Source organism: Comamonas sp. AG1104 (assembly GCF_003350425.1).
Taxonomy (GTDB): domain Bacteria; phylum Pseudomonadota; class Gammaproteobacteria; order Burkholderiales; family Burkholderiaceae_C; genus Comamonas; species Comamonas testosteroni.
On record NZ_QQAS01000002.1, the window covers coordinates 783,067 to 803,703 of the forward strand.

A 20,637-nucleotide genomic window follows, 5' to 3' on the forward strand; every position below is an offset into this window, starting at 1 on the left:
GCTTCAGCCGATGACCGGCACGGCGTCAAAGAGGTGCGCCGGTGCCATGATCTGCTCGCGGCTGGCGACCAGGGGCAGGTCGCGCTGCCCCGATTCGGTGCGCGAGACCAGTGCATACAAGGTGCTCACGGCCCTGGACACGGCATCGGGCACGGCGCGCCCTTGAATCAGATGGCCCAGCAGCACGGCCGAGAACACATCGCCCATGCCGTTGGGCAGGGGGTGCAGGTCGATATAGGGCGTCTGTACCAGCCAGGATTGGTCGGCCGTCACGGCCAGCGTGGCCAGCTGGTCGGATGGCAGATCGTCGGTGCGCAGGCTGGTGATGACGATCAGGGCCGACGGGCTGTGATGCAGCTGCGTGAGCATGGCTCGGGCCGCCCGGGTGGCCGCCTCCACGGTGCTCAGAGGCTGGCCGCCGCACAGCAGCTCGAACTCGTAGTGGTTGGGCGTGATGACGCTGGCCTGGGACAGCGCACGCTTGCGCAGAAAGTCCGGGATGCCGGGGCGCACGAACACGCCGCGCCCCACATCGCCCATGACCGGGTCGCACAGATAGTGGGCTCCGGGCTGGGCGGCGCGCACCTCCTGCACGGCGGCCAGAATGGCTTCGCCCACGCCGGCATCGCCCAGATAGCCCGAGAGCACTGCCGTGCAGCGCGCCAGCACGCCGCGGGCGCGCAGGCCGTCCAGCACATCCTCTACATGGGCGGGCGTGAAGACCTGGCCCTTGAACTCGCCGTAGCCGGTGTGATTGGAGAACTGCACCGTATGCACGGCCACGGGCTCTATGCCCAGCAGCTGCAGCGGCAGCATGGCCGCGTCGTTGCCCACATGGCCGTAGGCGACATGGGATTGAATGCTGAGAACCAGCGGGGGTGCCTGCGTGCCGGGCATGGGGCTCTTTCGTGAGTGGTTGGGATGCTTGCGGCAAGCATCGCGCTGCAAAGATAAAGTGAGCTGCTTGCGCTTATCTATCAAGAAGTTCAGATTGTTTTGTATCTGAAATCTATGAATAGCAAGCGGTATTAGCTCACTTTATGTGAGTGAGCCGAAGTCTTAGCCCAGCTCGGCCATCAGCTCGATTTCCACGCAGCAGCCCAGGGGGATCTGGGCCACGCCGAAGGCGCTGCGGGCGTGCTTGCCGGCTTCGCCGAAGACTTCGCCCAGCAGTTCGCTGCAGCCGTTGGTGACCAGATGCTGCTCGGTATAGCTGGTGCTGGAGTTGACCAGGCTCATGACCTTGACGATGCGCTTGACGCGATTCAGATCGCCGCCGCAGGCATGCTGCAGCGTGCCCATCAGATCCACGGCCACGGCGCGGGCTGCCTGCTTGCCTTCTTCGGTCGTCATGTTCTCGCCCAGCTTGCCGACCCAGGGCTGGCCGTTTTGCTTGGCGATATGGCCGCTGAGGAACACCAGATTGCCGGTCTGCATATAGGGCAGGTAGGCGGCCGCGGGCATGGCCACTTCAGGCAGGGCGATGTTCAGTGCTTTGAGTTTTTCGTAGACGCTCATGACGGGCTCCAAAAAGTGCGAGGCTAAGGGATCGACAAGTTTGACACAGCAGCGGACCCGGGCATTGATTGCCTTGGCACAGCGGCCATAGCTTTTGAATTGATAGCTGCTCGCACAATGAGAGCAAGTGTTTGATGCTGTTTTTGGTGTTCGATACAGGGCAGGGATAGTCGCAATGCTGTGGCTGGGCGCTCCCTCCTAGCATGGCAGCATGCCGCTCCATCAGACTCCAAGCTCCCAGCGTCACCGCCTGTCGTGGCTGGCGCCGCTGTGGGGCTGTGTGCTGGGTGCTGCCTGGCAGGTGACTCAGGCCAGGCTGTGGCATCTGTCGCTCTACCAGATCTTGCTGGCTTGGGGTTTGCTGACAATGCTGTTTGCAGGCAGATGGTGTGGCAGACCCTGGCAGAGCTGGTGGCTGATGCTGTTGGGTGCAGCCTGCTGTGCGGCGGGGCTGACGGGGTGGCGCGCCCATGCCTATCTGGAGCAGACCCTGCCACAGGCGCTGGAGGCCGTGGATCTGCAGGTGGAAGGCCGCATTGCTTCCATGCTGCAGAACCAGGCCAACGGCCAGCGCTGGCGTTTTGTGGTCGATAGCTCGGATGCCGGCGTGCCAAGGCAGCTGGAGCTGTCCTGGTATGGCCCGTTCGGGCAGGTGCGGGATGCCAGCCAGCCTCTCGTGCCTGACTGGTCCAAAGGCGTGGCGCTGAGCCCCGGCCAGCGCTGGCGTTTCACGGTACGCATCAAGCGCCCGCATGGCTCGCGCAATCCGCACGGCTTTGACTACGAACTGCTGGCCTGGGAGCAAGGGGTTCAGGCCACGGGCTATGTGCGCCAGCAGCCCGCGCCCGAACTCCTGGCCGTGACAAACCAATATCCGCTGCAGCGCTGGCGACAGGGCTTGCGCGATCGTATTCAGGGCGAGGCATTGCGCTTGCAGCGCTGGTGGCCAGGTGGTGGCGCAGAGCATGCTCAGGCCGCTCTGGGCGTGGTGGCAGCGCTGGCCGTGGGTGATCAGCAGGCGATTGACCGCAAGGACTGGACGCTGTTTCGCCAGACAGGCGTGGCGCATCTGATGAGCATATCGGGCCTGCACATCACGATATGCGCTCCCCGTTTTTGGGGAATGCGGCAAGTAACGCGTTCAGCGTTTTAGCGGCTTCTGCCTGTATCTCATCTTGGCTGTTTAAACCCTCTACAACCTGCTCAAGCAGTGCGGTTTTTAGGTCGTAACCCGCGATCCTGCATAGCTCAATGCGGTGGGGTGTTGTGCATGTGCGTCGACCGGTTCTCCACGCGCTGATCACTTGCTGCTGGACGTTCATTAGCTCTGCGAGCTTGATTTGACTTCCTGCTTTCTCGATTGCTTGATCGATAAGTGATCTGAGGGACATGTTTTTTCTCCGGTACAAAATACAACACAATTTGCTTTAACAGCACAAACTGCTGTACATTTCGGCCAACAGCAAAAATTGCTGTACAGCATTCTTTGCTGATTTTAAGCAGGAGCGGCCAAATGTCTCAACACTCATCCCCGCATAACGTCCCCAGCGCCACAAAAGGCACTGCCGATAGCCTGGCCGCTCCCGGTCGTGTCGGCGCTGGGGGCACCACTCTCCAAGACTTTCAGCGATTCCTGCAGCACCGACGTTTCGTGCTTCGTCGGCAGATTGCGGCAGCTGATGCTTTTGATCAGATTGTTTTCCAAGACCAGCTCAAGGAAGTGCAGAGCGCTCTGTCTCTGACTGCCGACTTCTTGAAGGCGATGACGGAGCGTCGCGCATGAGCACATTCCTCTTCTTCGCTGAATGGGCCTTTCGCGCTCAAGCCCTCATCGTTTTGTTTTTCGGCTTGGTCATGTTCGTGCTTCTGGTTCTTGGTGGTGTCGTTGAAGCGGTTCAGCGCTTTAAGGCACGCAAGGGGTCTAGTTCATGAGCATGCAGATCCTTGTTTTCTTGGTGCTAGTGACTGTGTTCGTGATGGTCTTGTTGGAGCCTCGCGTAATGCTTCCTGTGCTTTTTTTTGGCTTTGTCCTAGTGGGCCTTTGGTTTCTGGCTGGGGTGATCGTATGAGCAGGAATCACACCCAATGGATGTCGATTGCTGACTTTTTGGCCCGTCAAAACATTCGCCTCGTGCTGCAAGCGCGTCAGCGTTCTGTAGCGGCCAGCGTGGCGGGTGCGGCGCAAGCCGCAAGCGCCGCGCAGGGCGCGTCCCAAGTCCTCCCCGTTGGTAATCACGGGGAGATCGTTGCCAAGGGAGTGAGCTTGTGAAAAAGCGCTTCACTGTCCGCCGATCAGTCGGTCTTACTCCCTCCCTTGCTGAGCGTGTTAACGCAGTCGCAAGGTTTGAATCCCGATCTTTCGAATCTGCAATGCGGCTGCTGATCATTGAAGCGCTGCGATCGCGTGAATCACTCAAGCCGGCCGAGGTGAATCAATGACTCGTCCCTCACTCGTTCTTGATGGCAATGAGGTCAAGCTGCGCTTGCAGGCTGATCGCACGAAGTCCTCCGGCGCTGTGCATATCGATTGGCTGCGCTTCACCACAGACCTCAAGCACGCACCGATCCCCACGCTGGAAGTGCTGTTCCCCACGCCGGTGCAGGACTCGCTACTGAACCCGCGCAGCATCGCTGAGCTTGAGATAGAGCAGTACCGTCGCATGAAGCTGCTGCGCATCCTGCGCGACATGCCAGACCAGGACTTCGCAGCCAGTGCCCAGGCGCATGCCTTGGCGCAAAAGGTGTGCAAGGCCCTCGGCCCAGATTTCAGCATTGAGCCCGAAGTCAAAAAGGGCCATGACTTCTACCGTTTCCGGTGGTCAATCGTCCGCAATGACGCTGAATGCGCGTGGGTGGGCTTCCTGGCCTCGGGCGAGAGCCCGCGCCAGCAGGCCCAGGCCAAGACCATTCACGCCAATGTCTACGGCTCTGCCTGCACCTTTGCCCGTGGTGACTGGCGTCACCGTATGGCAAACCTCATTGAAGAGGTCAACGGAAAAATCACCCGCATCGATTACGCCCTGGACTTCTTTGACGGCATCAGGGGCGGTCTTGAGCGTATTCGCGATGACTGGCACGCCGGCCTGATGGATGTGAACGGGCGCAGGCCCAAGGCCAACACCGTTGGCCCATGGGTTGATGGCGGTCGCGGTCGCTCCTTCTACTTCGGTAGCAAGGAGGCGGGCAAGCAAACCAACGTCTATGAGAAGGGCGTGCAGCTCTTCGGCGAGCTGGATGCAACGCATTGGGAGCGTGTCGAGCTGCGCTATGGCAACAAGTTGCGCGACCTGCCAGTGGACATGCTGCGCCGCGCTGATGACTTCTTTGCAGGTGCCTCCGACTGGCATCAAAAGATGCTGGCAGAGCACGGCAAATACGCCGAAGGCGTGGGCGTCAAAGTGCGCTCAAAACAGGCTATTCAGACCGTCAAGGCCGAGGTCACTCGTGCCGTTCGTTGGCTGACAAACACCGCAGGTGCAAGCGTAGCGCTGGCCTTTGAATTCCTCGGTGAAGACGACTTTATGGAGATCGTCACCGGCCGCAAAAAGCCAGGCCGTCTTGCCAAGTTTTCCGACTCAGAAATCAGCGCCGCCTGTGCGTCGCTGCACGCCCAAGTTTTTCAACCCAAGGTCCGTTCTATCGGACTAGCCCACTAAAGGAGCGGCTCCCATGAAGATGCAATCTCAAGCCCTGTTGTTCGGTATCGAATCCAGCAAGGGTGAATTCCAAGGCACTGCCTATGACTCCACCAAGTTCCACCTGTCGGTGGACATGGGCACCAAGTCCAACGGCAAGACCATCGGCGTCGTGACGCGCCCCTTCAAGTTCGGTGATTCCACCGAGATTGAAAAGTGGGTCAACCTGACGTCGCACCTGTCTACAGGTAAGCCAGTTCCATGCAACTGCGAGTTTGATGTCGTTGCGTCCAGCGACGGCGTGAAGCTCACGCTCCTGGCCATCCAGCCTGCCCCCCAATCCAAGGCCGCTGCGGCCTCCTGATCATGCCGCGCTATGTCATCCAGTCGGCCACAACTGGCCGTTTCCTAACGGCAGACCCTGAAGGGGGCGAACCCCTTTGGGTGTCTCTGCTGCAGCAAGCAGGTGGGGGCGTCACTGATGACATGGAGCGCATCGCTCAGCTCGTCGGTGACTACTGCGAGCCAGATGACTTTCCGCAAGTGGTCGATTTAGACCGCCTGGGGACTGCAAACGACTACTCCTGAGATCGGAACTGTAAGCATCGCGCGCGGTGCTTATGGGTGCTGTCTCAGTGCCAATTTATCAACCAACTGAAGGAAAAATCATGTTCCAAAAGACTCGTTCCATGGCCCGTAAATACGGCGCACGTCTGGTCGCGGCTCCTGCCGCTGCGATGGCTTCGGTCGGTGCTTTCGCACAGTCCACCACTGGTGCAGGCATCGTCACCAGCGTTACTGCTGGCATGTCTGACGGTGAAAAGATCGCCGTTGCGGTCGTTACCGGCCTGTTCGTGATCTGGTGCATCAAGCTGCTCTGGCGCTCGAAGTAAGGGGCTGATATGTGGCAAGTAGGCGGTACGTGCTACGACACGAAAACCCAAGCTCTGCAAGCAAAAGCATCGGAGCAATCCGGGGCTGTTGTGCAGCAGGGCGGGGCCGCCTACGTTGTCACAGTCACTGCTGTTGCTGAGGACGGTGTCCAGTACTCCTTGAATCCTCTGGCTGGCGGTACTCCGGTCATTGCACAGGTTCCTCAGGAACCTATGCCCTGCAACCTCCTGACCATGGGAGACGGTCAGGCCATCGGCTGGGCCATCGCTGCGGGTTGGATCTCTATCTATCTCATCATGTCGCTGCTGCGCGCAAAGGATGACACATGACGCCCGGATTCTGGATATCAATCGTTTCCATCTTGGGGGCCGTATGGATCATCGTGCAGCGCTGATACTCGCGGCCTCCCTTCTTTGTGGCTCTGTACATGCTGGCTATGCTCAGCTGTCTCCTCCTCCTGCCTGGGGGGCTGGCGGGGGCCTGTCGTCTGGTGCAGGTGGCACGTTCAATTTCCCCGCTGCTGCAAATGCAGCCAATGTTGCCCAGTCAACTGTCCGCACGAATGCTGCCTTGAACGTCGCAGGCCGTGCTGTGCAGGTTCCCGTTGCCATGCGTCTTGCGGCGAATGCGCCTCAGATTGCGGCTCGTGTAGCTTTTGGCAATCCATACATCATGGCGGGTGCTGGGGCGCTTGCCCTGGCAGCTTGGATCGCTTCCAAGAACATCACCTATGACCCCGCTTCTGGTTTCCAGCAGGCTGATCCGAACAATGAGCCTCAAGTCTCAGACGGCTATTTCTGGAACGCTTCCACGGCCCCCGGCTATTACCCTGACCGCCTTACGCCCTACGACGTTTGCATGCTGGATATCGGACCTGGTTATGGCGGTTTTCGTGGCTGCACCAAGATTGGGGAGAACAGCTACAGCGTCACGTATCGCATGGATTTGACGTCGTGGTCGATTAATGCAATTGCCTATAAGACCGGAAACCAGTCGGCATGTCCTTCCGGTTGGTATGTGACACCCGCAGGATGTGTTCAGAAGAGGCCGGGGCAACCCATTACTGAGGAAGATTTTGTGCGGCAACTTGGAGGGAGTCCGCTTCCCGATAACGTTCCGCAGTACATACCGTCGCCCCTGCCGGTTGAAGTGCCGTTCTTTGATCCGGTCTTCATTCCAACAGGGAACCCGGTAAAGAACCCAAACTACGATCCCTCTGCCCCAGTCTCGCCGAACAACCAGCCTTATGCGCAGCCGGGTGTGCGTGTCAGTCCTGCACCAGCTGCTAATGCGCCTTGGCAAGTAAATCTTGAGCCAGTGAACCGTCCGGTCGATTCACCGACGCCGAATGCTGAGCCATCTGTGGACACTCCAGAGACGGGAAAAGATGACAAGCCACGTGAGGATGATCGGGGCTTGTGCGACAAGTACCCGGACATCCTTGCCTGCCAGAAGCTGGATGAACCTGAGGATCCCGGAAAGCTTCCAGTGAAGGAAGTTGAGTTCAATTTTCAGCCTGAATCTGGCTTTGCAGGTTCCGCGTCCTGCCCAGCTCCGACGACTGTCAACATTCACGGGAACGTGATCAGTATTAGCTGGCAACCCTTCTGCAACTCATTGGACATGATCAGGCCTTTCATGCTTGCAATGGCTTGGTTGTCTGCTGCATTCATCATGCTTGGAGCGCGCCAGGAATGAGCACTCTCATCAGCTTAATCATCAAGTTCGCCCTGATCAGATTTCTGATCAGTCTCGGCTTCGGCATCATCTCCTATACCGCTGTGATGACGGCCATCAATAACGCGATTGCGTATTTGAAGGCCGGCTACAACACGATGCCTGTTGAAGTGCTCAACCTGTTGGCGCTCGCGGGTGTTCCTGAGGTTCTGGGCATCCTCACAGGTGCTTTGACTGCGCGTATGTCTCTGCAGTTCATCAAGCGTGTAGCGCTGCTGGGAGGCTGACCATGATGACGTTGTTTACCGGTAATCCCGGCGCAGGCAAAACGGCCTCAATGATTGACTTGGTCATGCGTGAGCTGGGCAATCGTCCTGTCTTCGTGCACTTCGATGAGGCTGAACGGATAAGGCCTGAACAAACCCTCCTGGCTGAATCGCTCAAGATTCCGCATACCCGTTGCAATGCCCGCAACTGGTTTGATGAAGTCCCTGATGGTGCGGTACTGCTGATTGATGAGGCTCAGGGGCCTTTCAGGCCGCGCGGATCGGGGTCAGCAGTGCCAAAGGCTGTCCAAGCCTTTGAGACGCACCGGCACGCTGGTATCGACGTTTTCATGACCACACAAGGCCCGCGCCTTGTCGATTCGAATCTGCGTGCTCTCTTTGGTCGTCATGTACACATCCGTGACAAAGGCTGGATGGGGCGCTGGTGGTATGAGTGGACTGAATGCAATACGGAACTGAACTGGAAGAAGTGCGAAAACAAGCGTAGATATAAGCTGCCCAAGCGGGTCTTTGATTTCTACAAATCAGCGAATGAGCACACCAAGGCCCCCCGAAAAATTCCCCCGGTACTCTTCCTGGCCGTTGGCGCGGCGTTGATCTGTGCCTACATGCTTTTTTCTGCGTTCTACAAGCCTGCGCCCGAAGCTAAGAAGCTGCCGACGCTGGAACATTCGCAGAATGTTTCTGGGGCGGCGGGTTCTGCTGCTGTGCCTGGTCAAACTTCGCCAGCTCCCAAGGTCTATGACTTTGGTGAGTTCATTCCTCGTGTGAGCAGCAGGCCTGAAACGTCCCCGGCCTATGACGAGATCCGCAAGGTGGTCGTGATGGCTGTGGTCGCGGGTGGCCTCTGCAAGCGTGGGGAATGTACGTGCTTTACGCAACAGGGAACCCATGCAGGTCTGACGCATCAGGAGTGCAAAGACTGGATGGAGAAGCGCCCATTTGATCCCTATACGGTGCCTTCACCGCCTCCGCTGCAGCCTTCAAATCCTGTACAGCAGGTCAAGCAGGAGGATGGGCCACAAAGCGTTCCTATGCCTGCTGCTCCTGCTAAGCGGCCTGGAGAGGTCACTATCAATGAAGTTACTAGGGCTGCGCGAACTGGACGGCTCAACGAGCTCGGCACGCTTTAGCGGCGTTTCTGTCGGTACGGCTTTGGGTTGTATGTGGTCGACAGCGGGTTGAATGCCTGCTGTTCTTTTTTGGACCGTAGCTCTAGGTACGGCTTCGGCTTTTTACGGGACCTGCGCCGCGCCACAAGCCAGAAAACTAGGGCTAGGGCAACTAGGCTTAGGAATATGGTTTTTGAAGCGGGCATGGCCGGAGTGTATCCGGGGGTATCGGGGGCTTGCCCCTGATGTTCACCCGTTGATCAGGCAGAACCCAGCGCACTGCACCAGGAGCGCGCCGCAGCTCTCGCATGGCACTCAGATCGACGGAGGGCGAACCCCTCATTCAAAAACACCGGTCGCCACTCTCGCCTGAAAAACAATCGCCGAAGGCGCTCTAACTTCAGCAAGTGATTGTGCTCACTTTTTAGTAGCGCATTTACGCTATGAAAAATGAAGCTTTAAAGCTAATCACAGCTTAGATATTTTCCACTCTGAATAGCATTCCAACTATCAAAACAAGGGAGAGAAAAAGTGCTGATTGGATATGCTCGTGTCTCGACAAGGGAGCAGGAAACCTACCTGCAGATAGACGCGCTAAATAAGGCTGGCGTAGAGGTCATCTATCAGGAGAAAACCAGCTCTGTAGGGTCGCGGCCTGAACTTCAGAAGCTGCTTGCTTCACTTTCTAAGGGGGATTGTCTTGTTGTCTACAAGATGGATCGCATTGCGCGTTCCTTGAAGGACTTGCTCTCTATCTTGGAGCGTGTGCAAGCTGTTGGTGCAAATATTCGCTCGCTGACTGAGCCTTTGGATACTTCTGTGCCGGTTGGCATCTTTATGGTGCAAGTTCTTGGTGCAGTGGCGCAGCTTGAGCGTTCAATCATCCGTGAAAGAACTGTTGCGGGTCAGTTGGCTGCCTATCGGCGTGGGGTGCCGCTTGGTCGCCGTAAGCATGCTACCCCTCCTGAAACGGTGGAAAAGATGCGAGAGCTATACGCTACTGGGGAATATACCTACCCGGCTATAGCAAAGGTTTTTGGCGTCCATGCGTCCACTGCTAAGCGTCTGATTACTGGTCGATCTGCTCGAAAGAAGATGCCCGTACTGGGTCAGTACCTTGATGATGATTCGGCTCACATGTGACCATGTTTGCCTGGCTGGCAGTCTTGATCGTGGGCCGTGTATGGAGGCTTAGTGCGCCCGCCTGTCGCTGGGTGCCTGCCCCGCGCGCGGCCCTGGCTGTGGGCGTGGTGCTGGCGGCGGCCTATGCATTGTTCAGCGGCTGGGGTCTGCCCGCACAGCGCACGATCTGCATGCTGGCCGTCATGGCGCTGCTTCAATGGCTGGGCGTGCGCTGGCCCTGGGCCTGTGTATGGCTGCTGGCACTGGCGGTGATTGTGGTGGCCGACCCCTGGGCGTTGTGGCAGGCGGGGTTCTGGCTCAGTTTCGTCGCGGTCGGCGTATTGCTGGCTTCGGGCTCGGGCGCTGTCGGCGCGAAGGGCAAAAGCGCTGCGGGCCGATGGGTGGCAAAGCTGCATGCCCTGTGGCGTGAACAATGGCTGATCTCCCTGGCCCTGGCGCCACTGGGGCTGCTGCTGTTTGGCCAGGTGTCCGTCGTGGGCCTGCTGGCCAATCTGCTGGCCATTCCCTGGGTGACATTGGTGGTCACGCCGCTGGCCTTGCTGGCGGCGGTGCTGCCCATGGCGGCAAGCGCTGCCGCCGTCGCCATGCTGCCCTTGATGAGCCTGCTGCAGTGGCTGGCTGCACTGCCTGGGGCCGTATGGGCCTTGCCGCAGCCTGCCTGGTGGGCCAGCGTGCTGGCGATAGCCGCCGGGCTGCTGGTGATTGCGCCTTTGCCGGGCCGGCTGCGGCTGGTGGCTGCGCTGTTGGCGCTGCCTGCCTTGTTCTGGCCTCAGGCACGGCCGCGTGTCGGCGAGTTCGAACTGCTGGCGGCGGATATCGGCCAGGGCAATGCCGTCATCATCAGCACAGCCAGGCACCGTCTGCTTTATGACGCGGGGCCGCAGTACAGCCGCCAGAGCGATGCCGGTGAGCGTGTGCTCTTGCCGCTGATGGCCGCGAATGGCATGCACATTGATGCCATGATGCTCAGTCATAGCGACAAGGATCACACCGGCGGGGCTTTGGCCGTCAAGGCGGCTCAGCCTCGCGCGAAAGTCTGGGGTTCGGACTCGGTGATTCAAGCTGCGCAACTGGCTGGCCTGGCTCCGGTTCAGCGCTGTATCCAGGGGCAGCACTGGCAATGGGATGGCGTGACGTTTGAAGTGCTGCACCCGCCCGCCGCAGAGGCCTGGCTCAATGGTCGCAAGGCCAAGCCGAACTTTGGCAGTTGCGTGCTGCGCCTGCGCTCGGCCAGCGGGCGCGTGGCCCTGCTGGCCGGAGATATCGAGGCAGCGCAGGAGCGGCAACTGCTGCAAACCAGTCTGGACGAGCCGGTGGACTGGCTGCTGGTGCCTCACCATGGCAGCAAGACTTCATCGACCGAGTCCTGGGTCAGCACGCTGCGCCCGCGCTGGGCGGTGGTGCAGGCGGGTTATCGGAATCGTTTTGGGCACCCGGTGACAGCGGTGGTGCAGCGCTATGAGGCGGCGGGCAGCCAGCTGGTGGCTCAGGATCGCTGCGGCGCAGCCTACTGGAGCTCTGCTCAACCGGAAAAATTGGAATGCGAGCGCTTGATTCGGGCGCATTATTGGGATGTCCATGCTGTTTCAAAGGCGCAGCCCTGAGAAACTGGCATGAGGCTTGCATTGATGCTGTACCGCCTTCAGGCGGATGCAGATATGCATGGTTGCACGCTCGTTGCCTGGCTGCTTGTCCGGTGCGGCGTCGCTAAACTGAGATCCGTGGCTTGCATGCGTGAGCTGCGGCAAAAATAGAGAGGACAGGATGCGCACATTCGATGAGATGTATCTGAGCTTGCCCGCCGAAGGTGGTGCGGTGCGAGACCACTATCGGGACTATGCGCAGTGGCTGGGCAAACAATCGCAGGAATATCTGCGAGCGCGCAGTGCCGAGGCGGAAATCGTCTTTCGCCGCGTGGGCATCACCTTTGCCGTCTATGGCGACAAGGACGAGAGCGGCGCCGGTACGGAGCGCCTGATTCCGTTCGATCTGATTCCCCGCATCATTCCGGCCCATGAGTGGGCTCGCATGCAGGCCGGTCTGGCCCAGCGCGTGAAGGCGCTCAACTGCTTTATCCGCGATGCCTACCACGGGCAGGACATGGTGCGTGCCGGTCTGATTCCGACGGAGCTGGTGCGCGGCAACAGCCAGTACCGGCCCGAGATGGAAGGGATACAGGTGCCCAACGATGTCTACGCCAATATCGCCGGCATCGACATCGTGCGCGCCCCCGATGAGCAGGGCAACGGCGTCTACTATGTGCTCGAAGACAATCTGCGCGTGCCATCGGGCGTTTCCTACATGCTGGAAAACCGCCGCATGACCATGCGCCTGTTTCCCGAGCTGTTCGGCAAGCACGCCGTGGCGCCCGTGGCCCACTATCCCGACATGCTGCTCGACACCCTGCGAGCCAGCGCGCCCTCGGGCGTGCTGGAGCCCACGGTGGTGGTACTGACGCCTGGCATGTACAACAGTGCCTATTTCGAGCATGCCTTCCTGGCCCAGCAAATGGGGGTGGAGCTGGTCGAAGGCCAGGATCTGGTGGTCGAGAAAGACGTGGTCTACATGCGCACCACCCAGGGTCTGCAGCGTGTGGACGTGATCTACCGCCGCGTGGACGATGATTTCCTCGACCCCGAAGTCTTCAGGCCCACATCGACGCTGGGCTGCAAGGGCCTGATGCGGGCCTACCGTGCAGGCAACGTCAATATCTGCAATGCCGTGGGCACGGGCCTGGCCGATGACAAATCGGTGTACCCCTATGTGCCGGAGATGATCCGCTTCTATCTGGGTGAGGAGCCCATCCTGCAGAACGTGCCGACCTGGCTGTGCCGAAAGGAGGACGACCTCAAATACGTGCTCGATCACCTGCATGAGCTGGTCGTCAAGGAGGTGCACGGTGCCGGCGGCTACGGCATGCTGATCGGCCCGGCAGCCACCAAGGCCGAGATCGAAGCCTTCCGCCGCGTGCTGGTCGGCAACCCTTCGGGCTATATCGCCCAGCCTACGCTTTCCCTGTCCACCTGCCCGACCATGGTGGAAAAAGGCATAGCGCCGCGCCACATCGACCTGCGGCCCTTTGTGCTCACGGGCACCGAAGTCAATATGGTGGCCGGTGGACTGACGCGTGTGGCGCTCAAGCAGGGCTCGCTGGTGGTGAATTCATCCCAGGGCGGGGGAACCAAGGACACCTGGGTGCTGGAAGATCAAGAGGGAGGCCATTGATGCTGTCACGTACTGCCGATCATCTGTACCGGATGTCACGCTACACCGGGCGGGCGGAAAAAAAGGCTGCAAGCATTTTTTCACCAGAATACGGCGCGCGCGTTCAGCGCGTGCGGGGTTCTCTGCCCAAGGAGGGCCTATGCTGAGCCGTACCGCCGATCATCTTTACTGGATGTCCCGCTACACCGAGCGGGCAGAAAAAAAGGCTGCAAGCATTTTTTCACCAGAATACGGCGCGCGCGTTCAGCGCGTGCGGGGTTCTCTGCCCAAGGAGGGCCTATGCTGAGCCGCACCGCCGATCATCTGTACTGGATGTCACGCTACACCGAGCGGGCAGAGAACACCGCGCGCATGCTCAGCGTGGCCTATGAAACCGCCATGTTGCCGCAGGCCATTCATGATGCGCACCGTGGCTGGCAGAGCGTGCTGTCCATCAGCGAGCTGATACCGGCCTTCAAGGCGCAATTTCCGGTGGTGGATCGCGAGTCGGTGCTGCAGTTCATGGTGTCGGACGAGGCCAACCCGTCCTCCATCTTTGCCTGTCTGAAGGCTGCGCGCGAAAACGCGCGTGCCGTGCGCGGAGCGCTGACCACGGAATCCTGGGAAACGCAGAATCAGACCTGGCTGGCGCTGCAGCGCCACTTCGGCAAGGATGCCTGGAAGAAGGACCCAGCGCAGTTCTTCGAATGGGTCAAATACCGCTCGCACCTTTGGCGTGGCGTGTCGCTGGGCACCATGCTCAAGGACGAGGCGCTGCACTTTGTGCGCCTGGGCACCTTTGTCGAGCGGGCCGACAACACGGCGCGCTTGCTCGATGTGAAGTTCCATTCCATAGAGCGTGACTACCACGGCATGCCGCGCGGTCGCGCCCTGATGAACTTCGACTTCTATCACTGGAGTGCCTTGCTGCGCAGCGTCTCGGCCTTCGAGGTCTACCGCAAGGTCTACCGCGATGTGATCACGCCCGAACGCGTAGCCGAGCTGCTGATGCTGCGCGCCGACATGCCGCGCTCGCTGCTGGCCAGCATGCATGAGGTGGTCAAGAACCTGGAGCGCGTGGCCAACGACCATTCGCAGGAAACCACGCGCAAGGCCGGGCGCCTGCTGGCCGACCTGCAATACGGCCGCATCGACGAGATCCTGACCACCGGCCTGCATGCCTATCTGACGCAGTTTCTCGACCGCGTCAACGATCTGGGCTCCGGCATCAGCCGGGACTTCCTGATGCCGACCTGAGACAGGCGGCGCTCAAAACAAAAGCGGCCCTGAGGCCGCTTTTGTTTTTCGACGCGAAGCCGAACTTACTCGATCTCGCCCATCAGGGACTGCAGATAGTTCTGCGTGCCGACCTTGTCGATCAGGTCGAGCTGGGTTTCGAGGAAGTCGATGTGCTCTTCGGTGTCGTCCAGGATCTTCTGCAGCAGATCGCGCGAAACATAGTCACGCACGGATTCGCAGTGAGCGATGCCGTCCTTGATGGTCTGTTGCGCCGCTTGCTCCAGGCGCAGGTCGCAGGCCAGAGCTTCCGGCACGTCCTCGCCGATCTGCAGCTTTCCCAGGTCCTGCAGATTGGGCAGGCCGTCGAGCATGAAGATACGGTCCATCAGTGCGTCGGCATGCTTCATCTCGCCGATGGATTCCTCATATTCCTTCTTGGCCAGCTTGTCGAAGCCCCAGTGTTTGTACATGCGGTAGTGCACAAAGTACTGATTGATGGCGGTCAGTTCGTTCTTGAGCTGGGCTTGCAGCCAGGAAATGACTTGTGCATCACCTTTCATGGGGGACTCCTTCTCGGGCAGTTGTTGTTCGCGTCGATTGTCCATGCTTTATGAGGCAAATCAAACAAAGCCCATGCCCGCGCGAATTGGCTGCATCTGATGCGCGTTCTCGTTTAGCTTACGTGCTGCCGGACGGACCTTCCTCGCGAGGTTTGACTCAGTGATGACAACAAAAGCTATGAGCGTGATTGAAGGACTATTGGCTTGAACTACCTGGTTTCGGCCCACAATAGAAAGCTGAGCTGCACAGCGGTGCGGCTTGACTTCAGAAGCCGGGAATCTTGTTTGATAGGTTTTTTAAATCAATTTAATGAAATCAATCGATTGGTTTTATTAAGCGGGTCGCTCTAAACTTCATCCTGTCTTCAAACACTAACCACAAGGAAACAGCAAATGTCTCTGATCAACACTCAAGTTCAACCTTTCAAGACCGAAGCCTATGTGAACCGCAACGGCAAGGGTGAATTCATCACCGTGACTGAAGAGAGCCTGAAGGGCAAGTGGTCTGTGGTGATCTTCATGCCCGCCGCCTTCACCTTCAACTGCCCCACCGAAATCGAAGACGCAGCCAACAACTACGCCGAGTTCCAGAAGGCCGGTGCCGAGGTCTACATCGTGACCACCGACACCCACTTCTCGCACAAGGTGTGGCACGAAACTTCCGACGCTGTGGGCAAGGCCAAGTTCCCCCTGGTTGGCGATCCCACACACCAGCTGACCAACGCTTTCGGCGTGCACATCCCCGAAGAAGGCCTGGCTCTGCGCGGTACCTTCGTGATCAACCCCGAAGGCGTGATCAAGACCATGGAAGTGCATTCCAACGAAATCGCTCGTGACGTGTCTGAAACCCTGCGCAAGCTCAAGGCTGCCCAGTTCACCGCTGCCAACCCCGGCCAGGTGTGCCCCGCCAAGTGGAAGGAAGGTGCCAGCACGATCACTCCTTCGCTGGATCTGGTCGGCAAGATCTAAGCCTGATACCTATCGGCTGAGCGTGCAAGCGCTCTGAGAGCCGGACGACGTTCAGGCGAGTTCTGCCCGTCCGTCCGGCTTTTTTTCGCCCAGTTTTTGCTTTCATGGGCGGGCAAAGGCCTCAAAAGCACTTTGCTGCATTGCATCAACAACTCTAAATTCAAAGGAATCCACCATGCTTGACGATCAACTCAAAGCCCAACTCGCAGCCTACCTGGAACGCGTGCAGCAGCCGTTTGAGCTGGTGGCTTCTCTGGATGGCAGCGAGACCAGTGCACAGATGCACGATCTGCTGAAAACCATCCAGTCCCTGCGCAGCGACAAGATTTCCCTGCGCACCGACGGCAGCGATGCCCGCAAGCCCTCGTTCACGCTGCAGCGCCAGGGCGCAGCCACCCAGCTGCGTTTTGCCGGTCTGCCTCTGGGTCATGAATTCACCTCGCTGGTGCTGGCCCTGCTGTGGACGGGCGGTCATCCACCCAAGGTGGAGCAGGACGTGATCGAGCAGATCAAGGCACTGGACGGCGACTTCAACTTCGAGGTCTACATGAGCCTGAGCTGCCACAACTGCCCCGACGTGGTTCAGGCGCTGTCGCTGATGGCCATTCTCAATCCCAAGGTCAAGACCACGGTGATCGAAGGCGGCGCTTTCCAGAAGGAAGTGACCGAGCGCGAAATCATGGCCGTGCCCATGGTGTTCATGAACGGCAGCGTGTTCGGCTCCGGCCGCATGACCATCGAAGAAATCGTGGCCAAGCTGGACACCGGTGCAGCCTCGCGTGACGCCGCCAAGCTGTCGGCCAAGGAAGCCTTTGACGTGCTGATCATCGGCGGCGGTCCTGCCGGCGCGGCAGCCGCCGTGTACGCTGCTCGCAAGGGCATTCGCACCGGCGTGGCAGCCGAGCGCTTTGGCGGTCAGGTCAACGACACGCTGGCGATCGAGAACTACATCTCCGTGCTGGAGACCGACGGACCCAAGTTCGCCGCAGCCCTGGAAGCCCACACCCGTGCCTATGACGTGGACATCATGAACCTGCAGCGCGCCGAGAAGCTGATTCCCGCTGCGCACCCCGGCGGCCTGGTGGAAGTGCAACTGGCCAACGGTGGCTCGCTCAAGGCCAAGACCGTGATCCTGTCCACGGGTGCGCGCTGGCGCAATGTGAACGTGCCCGGCGAAGCCGAGTACAAGAACAAGGGCGTGGCCTACTGCCCGCATTGCGACGGTCCGCTGTTCAAGGGCAAGCGCGTGTCGGTGATCGGCGGCGGCAACTCAGGTATCGAAGCTGCGATTGACCTGGCGGGTCTGGTGGCCCATGTGACGGTGGTGGAGTTTGCCGATCAGCTCAAGGCCGATGCCGTGCTGGTCAAGAAGCTGCACAGCCTGCCCAATGTGACCGTTATCACCAACGCCCAGACCACCGAGATCACGGGTGCCAACGGCAAGGTCAACGGTCTGAGCTACAAGGATCGTACAAGCGGTGTCGAGCACCATGTGGAGCTCGAAGGTGTGTTTGTGCAGATCGGCCTGGTGCCGAACACCGAATGGCTCAAGGGCACGCTGGAGCTGAGCAAGTTCGGCGAAATCATTGTGGATGCCAAGGGTCAGACCAATCTTCCCGGGGTGTTCGCCGCAGGTGACTGCACCACGGTGCCTTACAAGCAGATCGTGATCGCAGCCGGCGCCGGCGCTACCGCAGCGCTGTCGGCCTTCGACCATCTGATCCGCAACTGAACGGCCTTCATCGCTTGCAGGGTAAGCGATGAAAGCTATCAAAAAAGGACTGCCCAGGCAGTCCTTTTTGCTTTTGAACGGCCGCCGGGGTCGTCAGGGGCTTTGGCGTTCAATGCACCGGATTTGGGGACATCGCAGCCTTGCGTCGGGGCGCAATTCCCGTTTTGTAACGAAGTTATTTGCAGTTGAGAATTATTCGCATATACTGAGCGCCATTCAGCCAGCCAATGCCGTGCCAGCTACAGGCCGCGAAGCCTCTGACGTTTCGACCTGTGGCCATTGACGTACCTATCAGAAGCCAGCTCTTGTCCATTTCTATGAATAAAGAGGGTTTCTGGTATGGCTTCCGCCACCGCTTTGCACGCCCGCGCCTCGCTGGCGCCACGCTCCAATCTCCGTCCGCTGGCGCTGGCCTGCGCACTGGCCTGCGCCGCTATCTCGGCCCAGGCCCAGCAGCAATCCTCCGAATCCGTCCAGGTCGCGGCGGCCCGTGCCGACCGCAGCACGCCCGTGCTGCGCGATGTGGTCATCAGTGCCTCGCGCGACGAGCAGGACGCCGACAGCCTGCCCATGACGGTGGACGTCATTGATGCCAAGCAGATGGAGGAGGAGCAGATCGGCGACATCCGCGAGCTTGCAGCCAAGCTGCCCAATGTGACCGTGCCGCGCAGTCCGGCGCGTTTCACACTGGCCGGTTCACCCACGGGGCGTGACCAGAACAGCGGCTTCAATATCCGTGGCATGGAAGGCAACCGCGTGCTGATGCTGGTCGATGGCGTGCGCCTGCCGCGCAGCTATACCTTCAGCGCCAACTCCTTTGGCCGCGACTATCTGGACCTGGGTCTGGTGCAACGCGTGGAGATTCTGCGCGGCGCAGTGCCTGCGCTCTATGGCTCGGACGGCATGGGTGGCCTGGTCAACTTCATCACCGTACAGCCCGATGATCTGCTCAAGGACGGCAAGAGCATTGGCGGCCGTGTCTCGGCCAGCTATGACGGCTCGGACAATGGCAAACGCGTGGGAGCGACGATTGCAGGGCGCGCCAGCCCCGAGTGGAGCTGGCTGGTGTCTGCTGGCATAGGCCGCTCCAGCGCTCTGGAAAGCATGGGCAGCAACAATGTGGTGGGTGCGTTGCGCACCACGCCCAATCCTGAAAAGGACAAGAGCCATTCGCTGCTGGGTCGTCTGGTCTATACGCCGTCTGCCGTGCAAAAGCATGTGTTCACGCTGGAAAACGTGGACAAGCGCGCGGACTACGATTTGCTCAGCGCACGCACGGCCACGGTGACGGATTCGCGGGCACAAACCACCATGAAGCGCTGGCGTGCCAGCTGGCAAGGTGAGTGGCGTGAGCTGAATACGACACTGGCTGATGAAATCAAGCTGATGGCCAGCTACCAGAGTTCGGACTCGCGTGAGTTCGTGACCGAAACACGTACTCCGCCTCTGGCCTATCGTGAGCGTGATGTGACCTATGACGAGGACGCGCTGCAACTGCATGCCCAGGCCGGCAAGACGCTGCGCTGGAGCAATGGCCTTAGCGGCAAGTTCAGCTATGGCATGGACTATCTGCGCGGCAAGGTGGTCAACGAGCAAAACGGCATCACGCCGCCTGCCGGCGAGAGCTTCCCACTCAAGCGCTTCCCTGACACCACGGAAACTTCGACGGCGCTGTTTGCCCAGGCCGAGCTGCACTATGGCGCGTTCAGCCTGACGCCCGGCGTGCGTGCCGAGCACTACAGCATCAAGCCCAAGCAGCAGGGCTTTGGCGGCACGGCGGTCAGCAACTCCGACTCGGCCATCTCGCCCAAGCTGGGCGCCATGTTCCAGATGAACGATGCCTGGTCGGTCTACGGCAACTATGCCGCCGGCTTCAGAGCGCCGAATGCAGGGCAGATCAATGCCTTCTTCGAGAACCCGTTCATGTTCTACAAGAGCATTCCCAACCCCGACCTCAAGCCTGAGAAGAGCAATACCTTCGAGCTGGGTCTGCGCGGCCGCATGAATGCCTTGCGTCTCGATGCTGCAGTCTTCACGGGTCGCTACAAGGACTTCATCCAGGACCAGGTGCAGGTGGCGGGCGAATACGGCGATCGTAATAATCCGGCCACTTTCCAGTCCGTCAACCTGAATCGCGTGCATATCAGCGGCTTCGAGCTCAAGGCCGACTACGACTGGGGCCGCTTTGCGGGAGGCAACTGGCGCACCAACGCTGCCTATGGCTATACCAAGGGCACGGACAAGAGCACCAACAAGCCGGTGGACACCATTTCGCCACAGCAGTTGGTGCTGGGCGTGCGCTATGACAGATCCACCGTTGGCGTGCAGCTCAGCGCCTCGCACTGGGCGGGCAAAAAAGACAAGGATGCGCCCGATCTTTCCTCGGGTCGCCCCTTCCTCAGCCCATCAGCGACGGTGCTGGATTTGAGTGCGCAATGGCGTATCCGCCCCGGCACGCGTCTGAACGTGGGTATCTACAACCTGACCGACAAAAAGTATTCGCGCTGGGCGGATGTGCGTGGCTTGAGCCGCACGACGCAGATTGCCGATGCCTATACCCAGCCGGGCCGCAATGTGCGCGTGTCCCTGGTTCAGGATTTCTGATTTTGTAGCTGAAAGCGCTTTATTGATAAGCGCTTGAGATCTGTTTGACTCAAAAACTGCGGG

22 protein-coding genes are annotated in these 20,637 nt (G+C 59.6%); 18 read left to right on the forward strand and 4 right to left on the reverse strand.

Translation table 11 applies throughout. The annotated features are described in order from the left end of the window. Nucleotides 1–3: 3 nt before the first annotated feature. Nucleotides 4–897, reverse strand: a complete 894-nt coding sequence (pdxY, locus tag DFO48_RS08240; RefSeq protein ID WP_114863132.1) for a pyridoxal kinase PdxY — start codon at nucleotides 895–897, stop codon at nucleotides 4–6. A gap of 162 nt (nucleotides 898–1,059) precedes the next feature. Beyond that, the gene (locus tag DFO48_RS08245) at nucleotides 1,060–1,518 is read right to left on the reverse strand and encodes a RidA family protein (RefSeq protein ID WP_034365267.1); all 459 of its coding nucleotides are present in this window, start codon (nucleotides 1,516–1,518) and stop codon (nucleotides 1,060–1,062) included. Between the two features lie 211 nt (nucleotides 1,519–1,729). Between DFO48_RS08245 and DFO48_RS08250 the strand changes: the two genes are divergently transcribed. After that, entirely contained in the window at nucleotides 1,730–2,671 is a 942-nt protein-coding gene (locus tag DFO48_RS08250; protein WP_233506350.1) for a ComEC/Rec2 family competence protein, read from the forward strand. On the opposite strand, the gene DFO48_RS25860 is transcribed toward DFO48_RS08250, so the two are convergent. Beyond that, complete coding sequence (locus DFO48_RS25860) at nucleotides 2,613–2,909, reverse strand: YdaS family helix-turn-helix protein (RefSeq protein WP_080747123.1); 297 nt, start codon at nucleotides 2,907–2,909, stop codon at nucleotides 2,613–2,615. The genes DFO48_RS08250 and DFO48_RS25860 overlap by 59 nt on opposite strands. Nucleotides 2,910–3,297: 388 nt before the next feature. Between DFO48_RS25860 and DFO48_RS25270 the strand changes: the two genes are divergently transcribed. The 14 genes from DFO48_RS25270 to DFO48_RS08335 all read left to right on the forward strand — a co-directional run bounded on the left by DFO48_RS25270 (nucleotide 3,298) and on the right by DFO48_RS08335 (nucleotide 14,727). Further along, nucleotides 3,298–3,450, forward strand: coding sequence for a hypothetical protein (locus DFO48_RS25270; RefSeq protein ID WP_158545660.1), 153 nt, complete (start codon nucleotides 3,298–3,300; stop codon nucleotides 3,448–3,450). A gap of 728 nt (nucleotides 3,451–4,178) precedes the next feature. After that, nucleotides 4,179–5,174: a replication initiation factor domain-containing protein gene (locus DFO48_RS08270; RefSeq protein ID WP_233506351.1), complete on the forward strand. Its 996-nt coding sequence runs from the start codon at nucleotides 4,179–4,181 to the stop codon at nucleotides 5,172–5,174. Nucleotides 5,175–5,187: 13 nt separating this feature from the next. Beyond that, on the forward strand, nucleotides 5,188–5,517 hold the full coding sequence (locus tag DFO48_RS08275) for a hypothetical protein (protein WP_114863072.1): 330 nt from the start codon (nucleotides 5,188–5,190) through the stop codon (nucleotides 5,515–5,517). A 304-nt stretch (nucleotides 5,518–5,821) separates the two neighbouring features. Beyond that, the gene (locus tag DFO48_RS08285) at nucleotides 5,822–6,046 is read left to right on the forward strand and encodes a hypothetical protein (protein WP_114863074.1); all 225 of its coding nucleotides are present in this window, start codon (nucleotides 5,822–5,824) and stop codon (nucleotides 6,044–6,046) included. A 9-nt stretch (nucleotides 6,047–6,055) separates the two neighbouring features. Further along, nucleotides 6,056–6,376 (forward strand): hypothetical protein, encoded by a 321-nt coding sequence (locus DFO48_RS08290; protein WP_114863075.1) that lies wholly within the window; start codon nucleotides 6,056–6,058, stop codon nucleotides 6,374–6,376. Nucleotides 6,377–6,419: 43 nt separating this feature from the next. After that, on the forward strand, nucleotides 6,420–7,745 hold the full coding sequence (locus DFO48_RS08295; protein WP_158545661.1) for a virulence factor TspB C-terminal domain-related protein: 1,326 nt from the start codon (nucleotides 6,420–6,422) through the stop codon (nucleotides 7,743–7,745). After that, entirely contained in the window at nucleotides 7,742–8,011 is a 270-nt protein-coding gene (locus tag DFO48_RS08300; protein ID WP_114863077.1) for a DUF2523 domain-containing protein, read from the forward strand. Before DFO48_RS08295 ends, DFO48_RS08300 begins: the two co-directional genes overlap by 4 nt. 2 nt (nucleotides 8,012–8,013) lie before the next feature. Then, nucleotides 8,014–9,144, forward strand: coding sequence for a zonular occludens toxin domain-containing protein (locus DFO48_RS08305; RefSeq protein WP_114863078.1), 1,131 nt, complete (start codon nucleotides 8,014–8,016; stop codon nucleotides 9,142–9,144). A 510-nt stretch (nucleotides 9,145–9,654) separates the two neighbouring features. Beyond that, nucleotides 9,655–10,266, forward strand: a complete 612-nt coding sequence (locus DFO48_RS08310) for a recombinase family protein (RefSeq protein ID WP_114863079.1) — start codon at nucleotides 9,655–9,657, stop codon at nucleotides 10,264–10,266. Continuing rightward, complete coding sequence (locus tag DFO48_RS08315) at nucleotides 10,263–11,870, forward strand: DNA internalization-related competence protein ComEC/Rec2 (RefSeq protein ID WP_233506352.1); 1,608 nt, start codon at nucleotides 10,263–10,265, stop codon at nucleotides 11,868–11,870. Before DFO48_RS08310 ends, DFO48_RS08315 begins: the two co-directional genes overlap by 4 nt. A gap of 160 nt (nucleotides 11,871–12,030) precedes the next feature. After that, a complete protein-coding gene (locus DFO48_RS08320) occupies nucleotides 12,031–13,491 on the forward strand; it encodes a circularly permuted type 2 ATP-grasp protein (protein ID WP_114863080.1) in 1,461 nt (486 codons plus the stop codon). Next, nucleotides 13,491–13,637: an alpha-E domain-containing protein gene (locus DFO48_RS08325; protein ID WP_114863081.1), complete on the forward strand. Its 147-nt coding sequence runs from the start codon at nucleotides 13,491–13,493 to the stop codon at nucleotides 13,635–13,637. Before DFO48_RS08320 ends, DFO48_RS08325 begins: the two co-directional genes overlap by 1 nt. Beyond that, nucleotides 13,631–13,777: an alpha-E domain-containing protein gene (locus DFO48_RS08330; protein ID WP_114863082.1), complete on the forward strand. Its 147-nt coding sequence runs from the start codon at nucleotides 13,631–13,633 to the stop codon at nucleotides 13,775–13,777. The genes DFO48_RS08325 and DFO48_RS08330 overlap by 7 nt, the downstream gene beginning before the upstream one ends. Further along, complete coding sequence (locus DFO48_RS08335; RefSeq protein WP_003057653.1) at nucleotides 13,771–14,727, forward strand: alpha-E domain-containing protein; 957 nt, start codon at nucleotides 13,771–13,773, stop codon at nucleotides 14,725–14,727. Before DFO48_RS08330 ends, DFO48_RS08335 begins: the two co-directional genes overlap by 7 nt. A 65-nt stretch (nucleotides 14,728–14,792) precedes the next feature. Here DFO48_RS08335 and bfr read toward each other — a convergent pair whose 3' ends face one another. After that, a complete protein-coding gene (gene bfr / locus DFO48_RS08340) occupies nucleotides 14,793–15,269 on the reverse strand; it encodes a bacterioferritin (RefSeq protein WP_003057652.1) in 477 nt (158 codons plus the stop codon). Between the two features lie 393 nt (nucleotides 15,270–15,662). On the opposite strand from bfr, the gene ahpC reads away from it, so the two are divergent. The 3 genes from ahpC to DFO48_RS08355 all read left to right on the forward strand — a co-directional run bounded on the left by ahpC (nucleotide 15,663) and on the right by DFO48_RS08355 (nucleotide 20,574). Continuing rightward, nucleotides 15,663–16,238 carry an alkyl hydroperoxide reductase subunit C gene (gene ahpC, locus DFO48_RS08345; protein WP_003057651.1) on the forward strand — a complete coding sequence of 192 codons (576 nt, stop codon included), beginning with the start codon at nucleotides 15,663–15,665 and terminating at the stop codon, nucleotides 16,236–16,238. 175 nt (nucleotides 16,239–16,413) lie between these two features. After that, on the forward strand, nucleotides 16,414–17,970 hold the full coding sequence (ahpF, locus tag DFO48_RS08350) for an alkyl hydroperoxide reductase subunit F (protein ID WP_114863083.1): 1,557 nt from the start codon (nucleotides 16,414–16,416) through the stop codon (nucleotides 17,968–17,970). Between the two features lie 339 nt (nucleotides 17,971–18,309). Continuing rightward, complete coding sequence (locus DFO48_RS08355; RefSeq protein WP_114863084.1) at nucleotides 18,310–20,574, forward strand: TonB-dependent hemoglobin/transferrin/lactoferrin family receptor; 2,265 nt, start codon at nucleotides 18,310–18,312, stop codon at nucleotides 20,572–20,574. Nucleotides 20,575–20,637 lie beyond the last annotated feature (63 nt).

Bases quoted from the DNA above. Each gene is read 5' to 3' on its own strand.
- pdxY (WP_114863132.1), bottom strand. From the start codon at position 897: ATGCCCGGCACGCAGGCACCCCCGCTGGTTCTCAGCATTCAATCCCAT.
- DFO48_RS08245 (WP_034365267.1), bottom strand. From the start codon at position 1,518: ATGAGCGTCTACGAAAAACTCAAAGCACTGAACATCGCCCTGCCTGAA.
- DFO48_RS08250 (WP_233506350.1), top strand. From the start codon at position 1,730: ATGCCGCTCCATCAGACTCCAAGCTCCCAGCGTCACCGCCTGTCGTGG.
- DFO48_RS25860 (WP_080747123.1), bottom strand. From the start codon at position 2,909: ATGTCCCTCAGATCACTTATCGATCAAGCAATCGAGAAAGCAGGAAGT.
- DFO48_RS25270 (WP_158545660.1), top strand. From the start codon at position 3,298: ATGAGCACATTCCTCTTCTTCGCTGAATGGGCCTTTCGCGCTCAAGCC.
- DFO48_RS08270 (WP_233506351.1), top strand. From the start codon at position 4,179: ATGAAGCTGCTGCGCATCCTGCGCGACATGCCAGACCAGGACTTCGCA.
- DFO48_RS08275 (WP_114863072.1), top strand. From the start codon at position 5,188: ATGAAGATGCAATCTCAAGCCCTGTTGTTCGGTATCGAATCCAGCAAG.
- DFO48_RS08285 (WP_114863074.1), top strand. From the start codon at position 5,822: ATGTTCCAAAAGACTCGTTCCATGGCCCGTAAATACGGCGCACGTCTG.
- DFO48_RS08290 (WP_114863075.1), top strand. From the start codon at position 6,056: ATGTGGCAAGTAGGCGGTACGTGCTACGACACGAAAACCCAAGCTCTG.
- DFO48_RS08295 (WP_158545661.1), top strand. From the start codon at position 6,420: ATGGATCATCGTGCAGCGCTGATACTCGCGGCCTCCCTTCTTTGTGGC.
- DFO48_RS08300 (WP_114863077.1), top strand. From the start codon at position 7,742: ATGAGCACTCTCATCAGCTTAATCATCAAGTTCGCCCTGATCAGATTT.
- DFO48_RS08305 (WP_114863078.1), top strand. From the start codon at position 8,014: ATGATGACGTTGTTTACCGGTAATCCCGGCGCAGGCAAAACGGCCTCA.
- DFO48_RS08320 (WP_114863080.1), top strand. From the start codon at position 12,031: ATGCGCACATTCGATGAGATGTATCTGAGCTTGCCCGCCGAAGGTGGT.
- DFO48_RS08325 (WP_114863081.1), top strand. From the start codon at position 13,491: ATGCTGTCACGTACTGCCGATCATCTGTACCGGATGTCACGCTACACC.
- DFO48_RS08330 (WP_114863082.1), top strand. From the start codon at position 13,631: ATGCTGAGCCGTACCGCCGATCATCTTTACTGGATGTCCCGCTACACC.
- DFO48_RS08335 (WP_003057653.1), top strand. From the start codon at position 13,771: ATGCTGAGCCGCACCGCCGATCATCTGTACTGGATGTCACGCTACACC.
- bfr (WP_003057652.1), bottom strand. From the start codon at position 15,269: ATGAAAGGTGATGCACAAGTCATTTCCTGGCTGCAAGCCCAGCTCAAG.
- ahpC (WP_003057651.1), top strand. From the start codon at position 15,663: ATGTCTCTGATCAACACTCAAGTTCAACCTTTCAAGACCGAAGCCTAT.
- ahpF (WP_114863083.1), top strand. From the start codon at position 16,414: ATGCTTGACGATCAACTCAAAGCCCAACTCGCAGCCTACCTGGAACGC.
- DFO48_RS08355 (WP_114863084.1), top strand. From the start codon at position 18,310: ATGGCTTCCGCCACCGCTTTGCACGCCCGCGCCTCGCTGGCGCCACGC.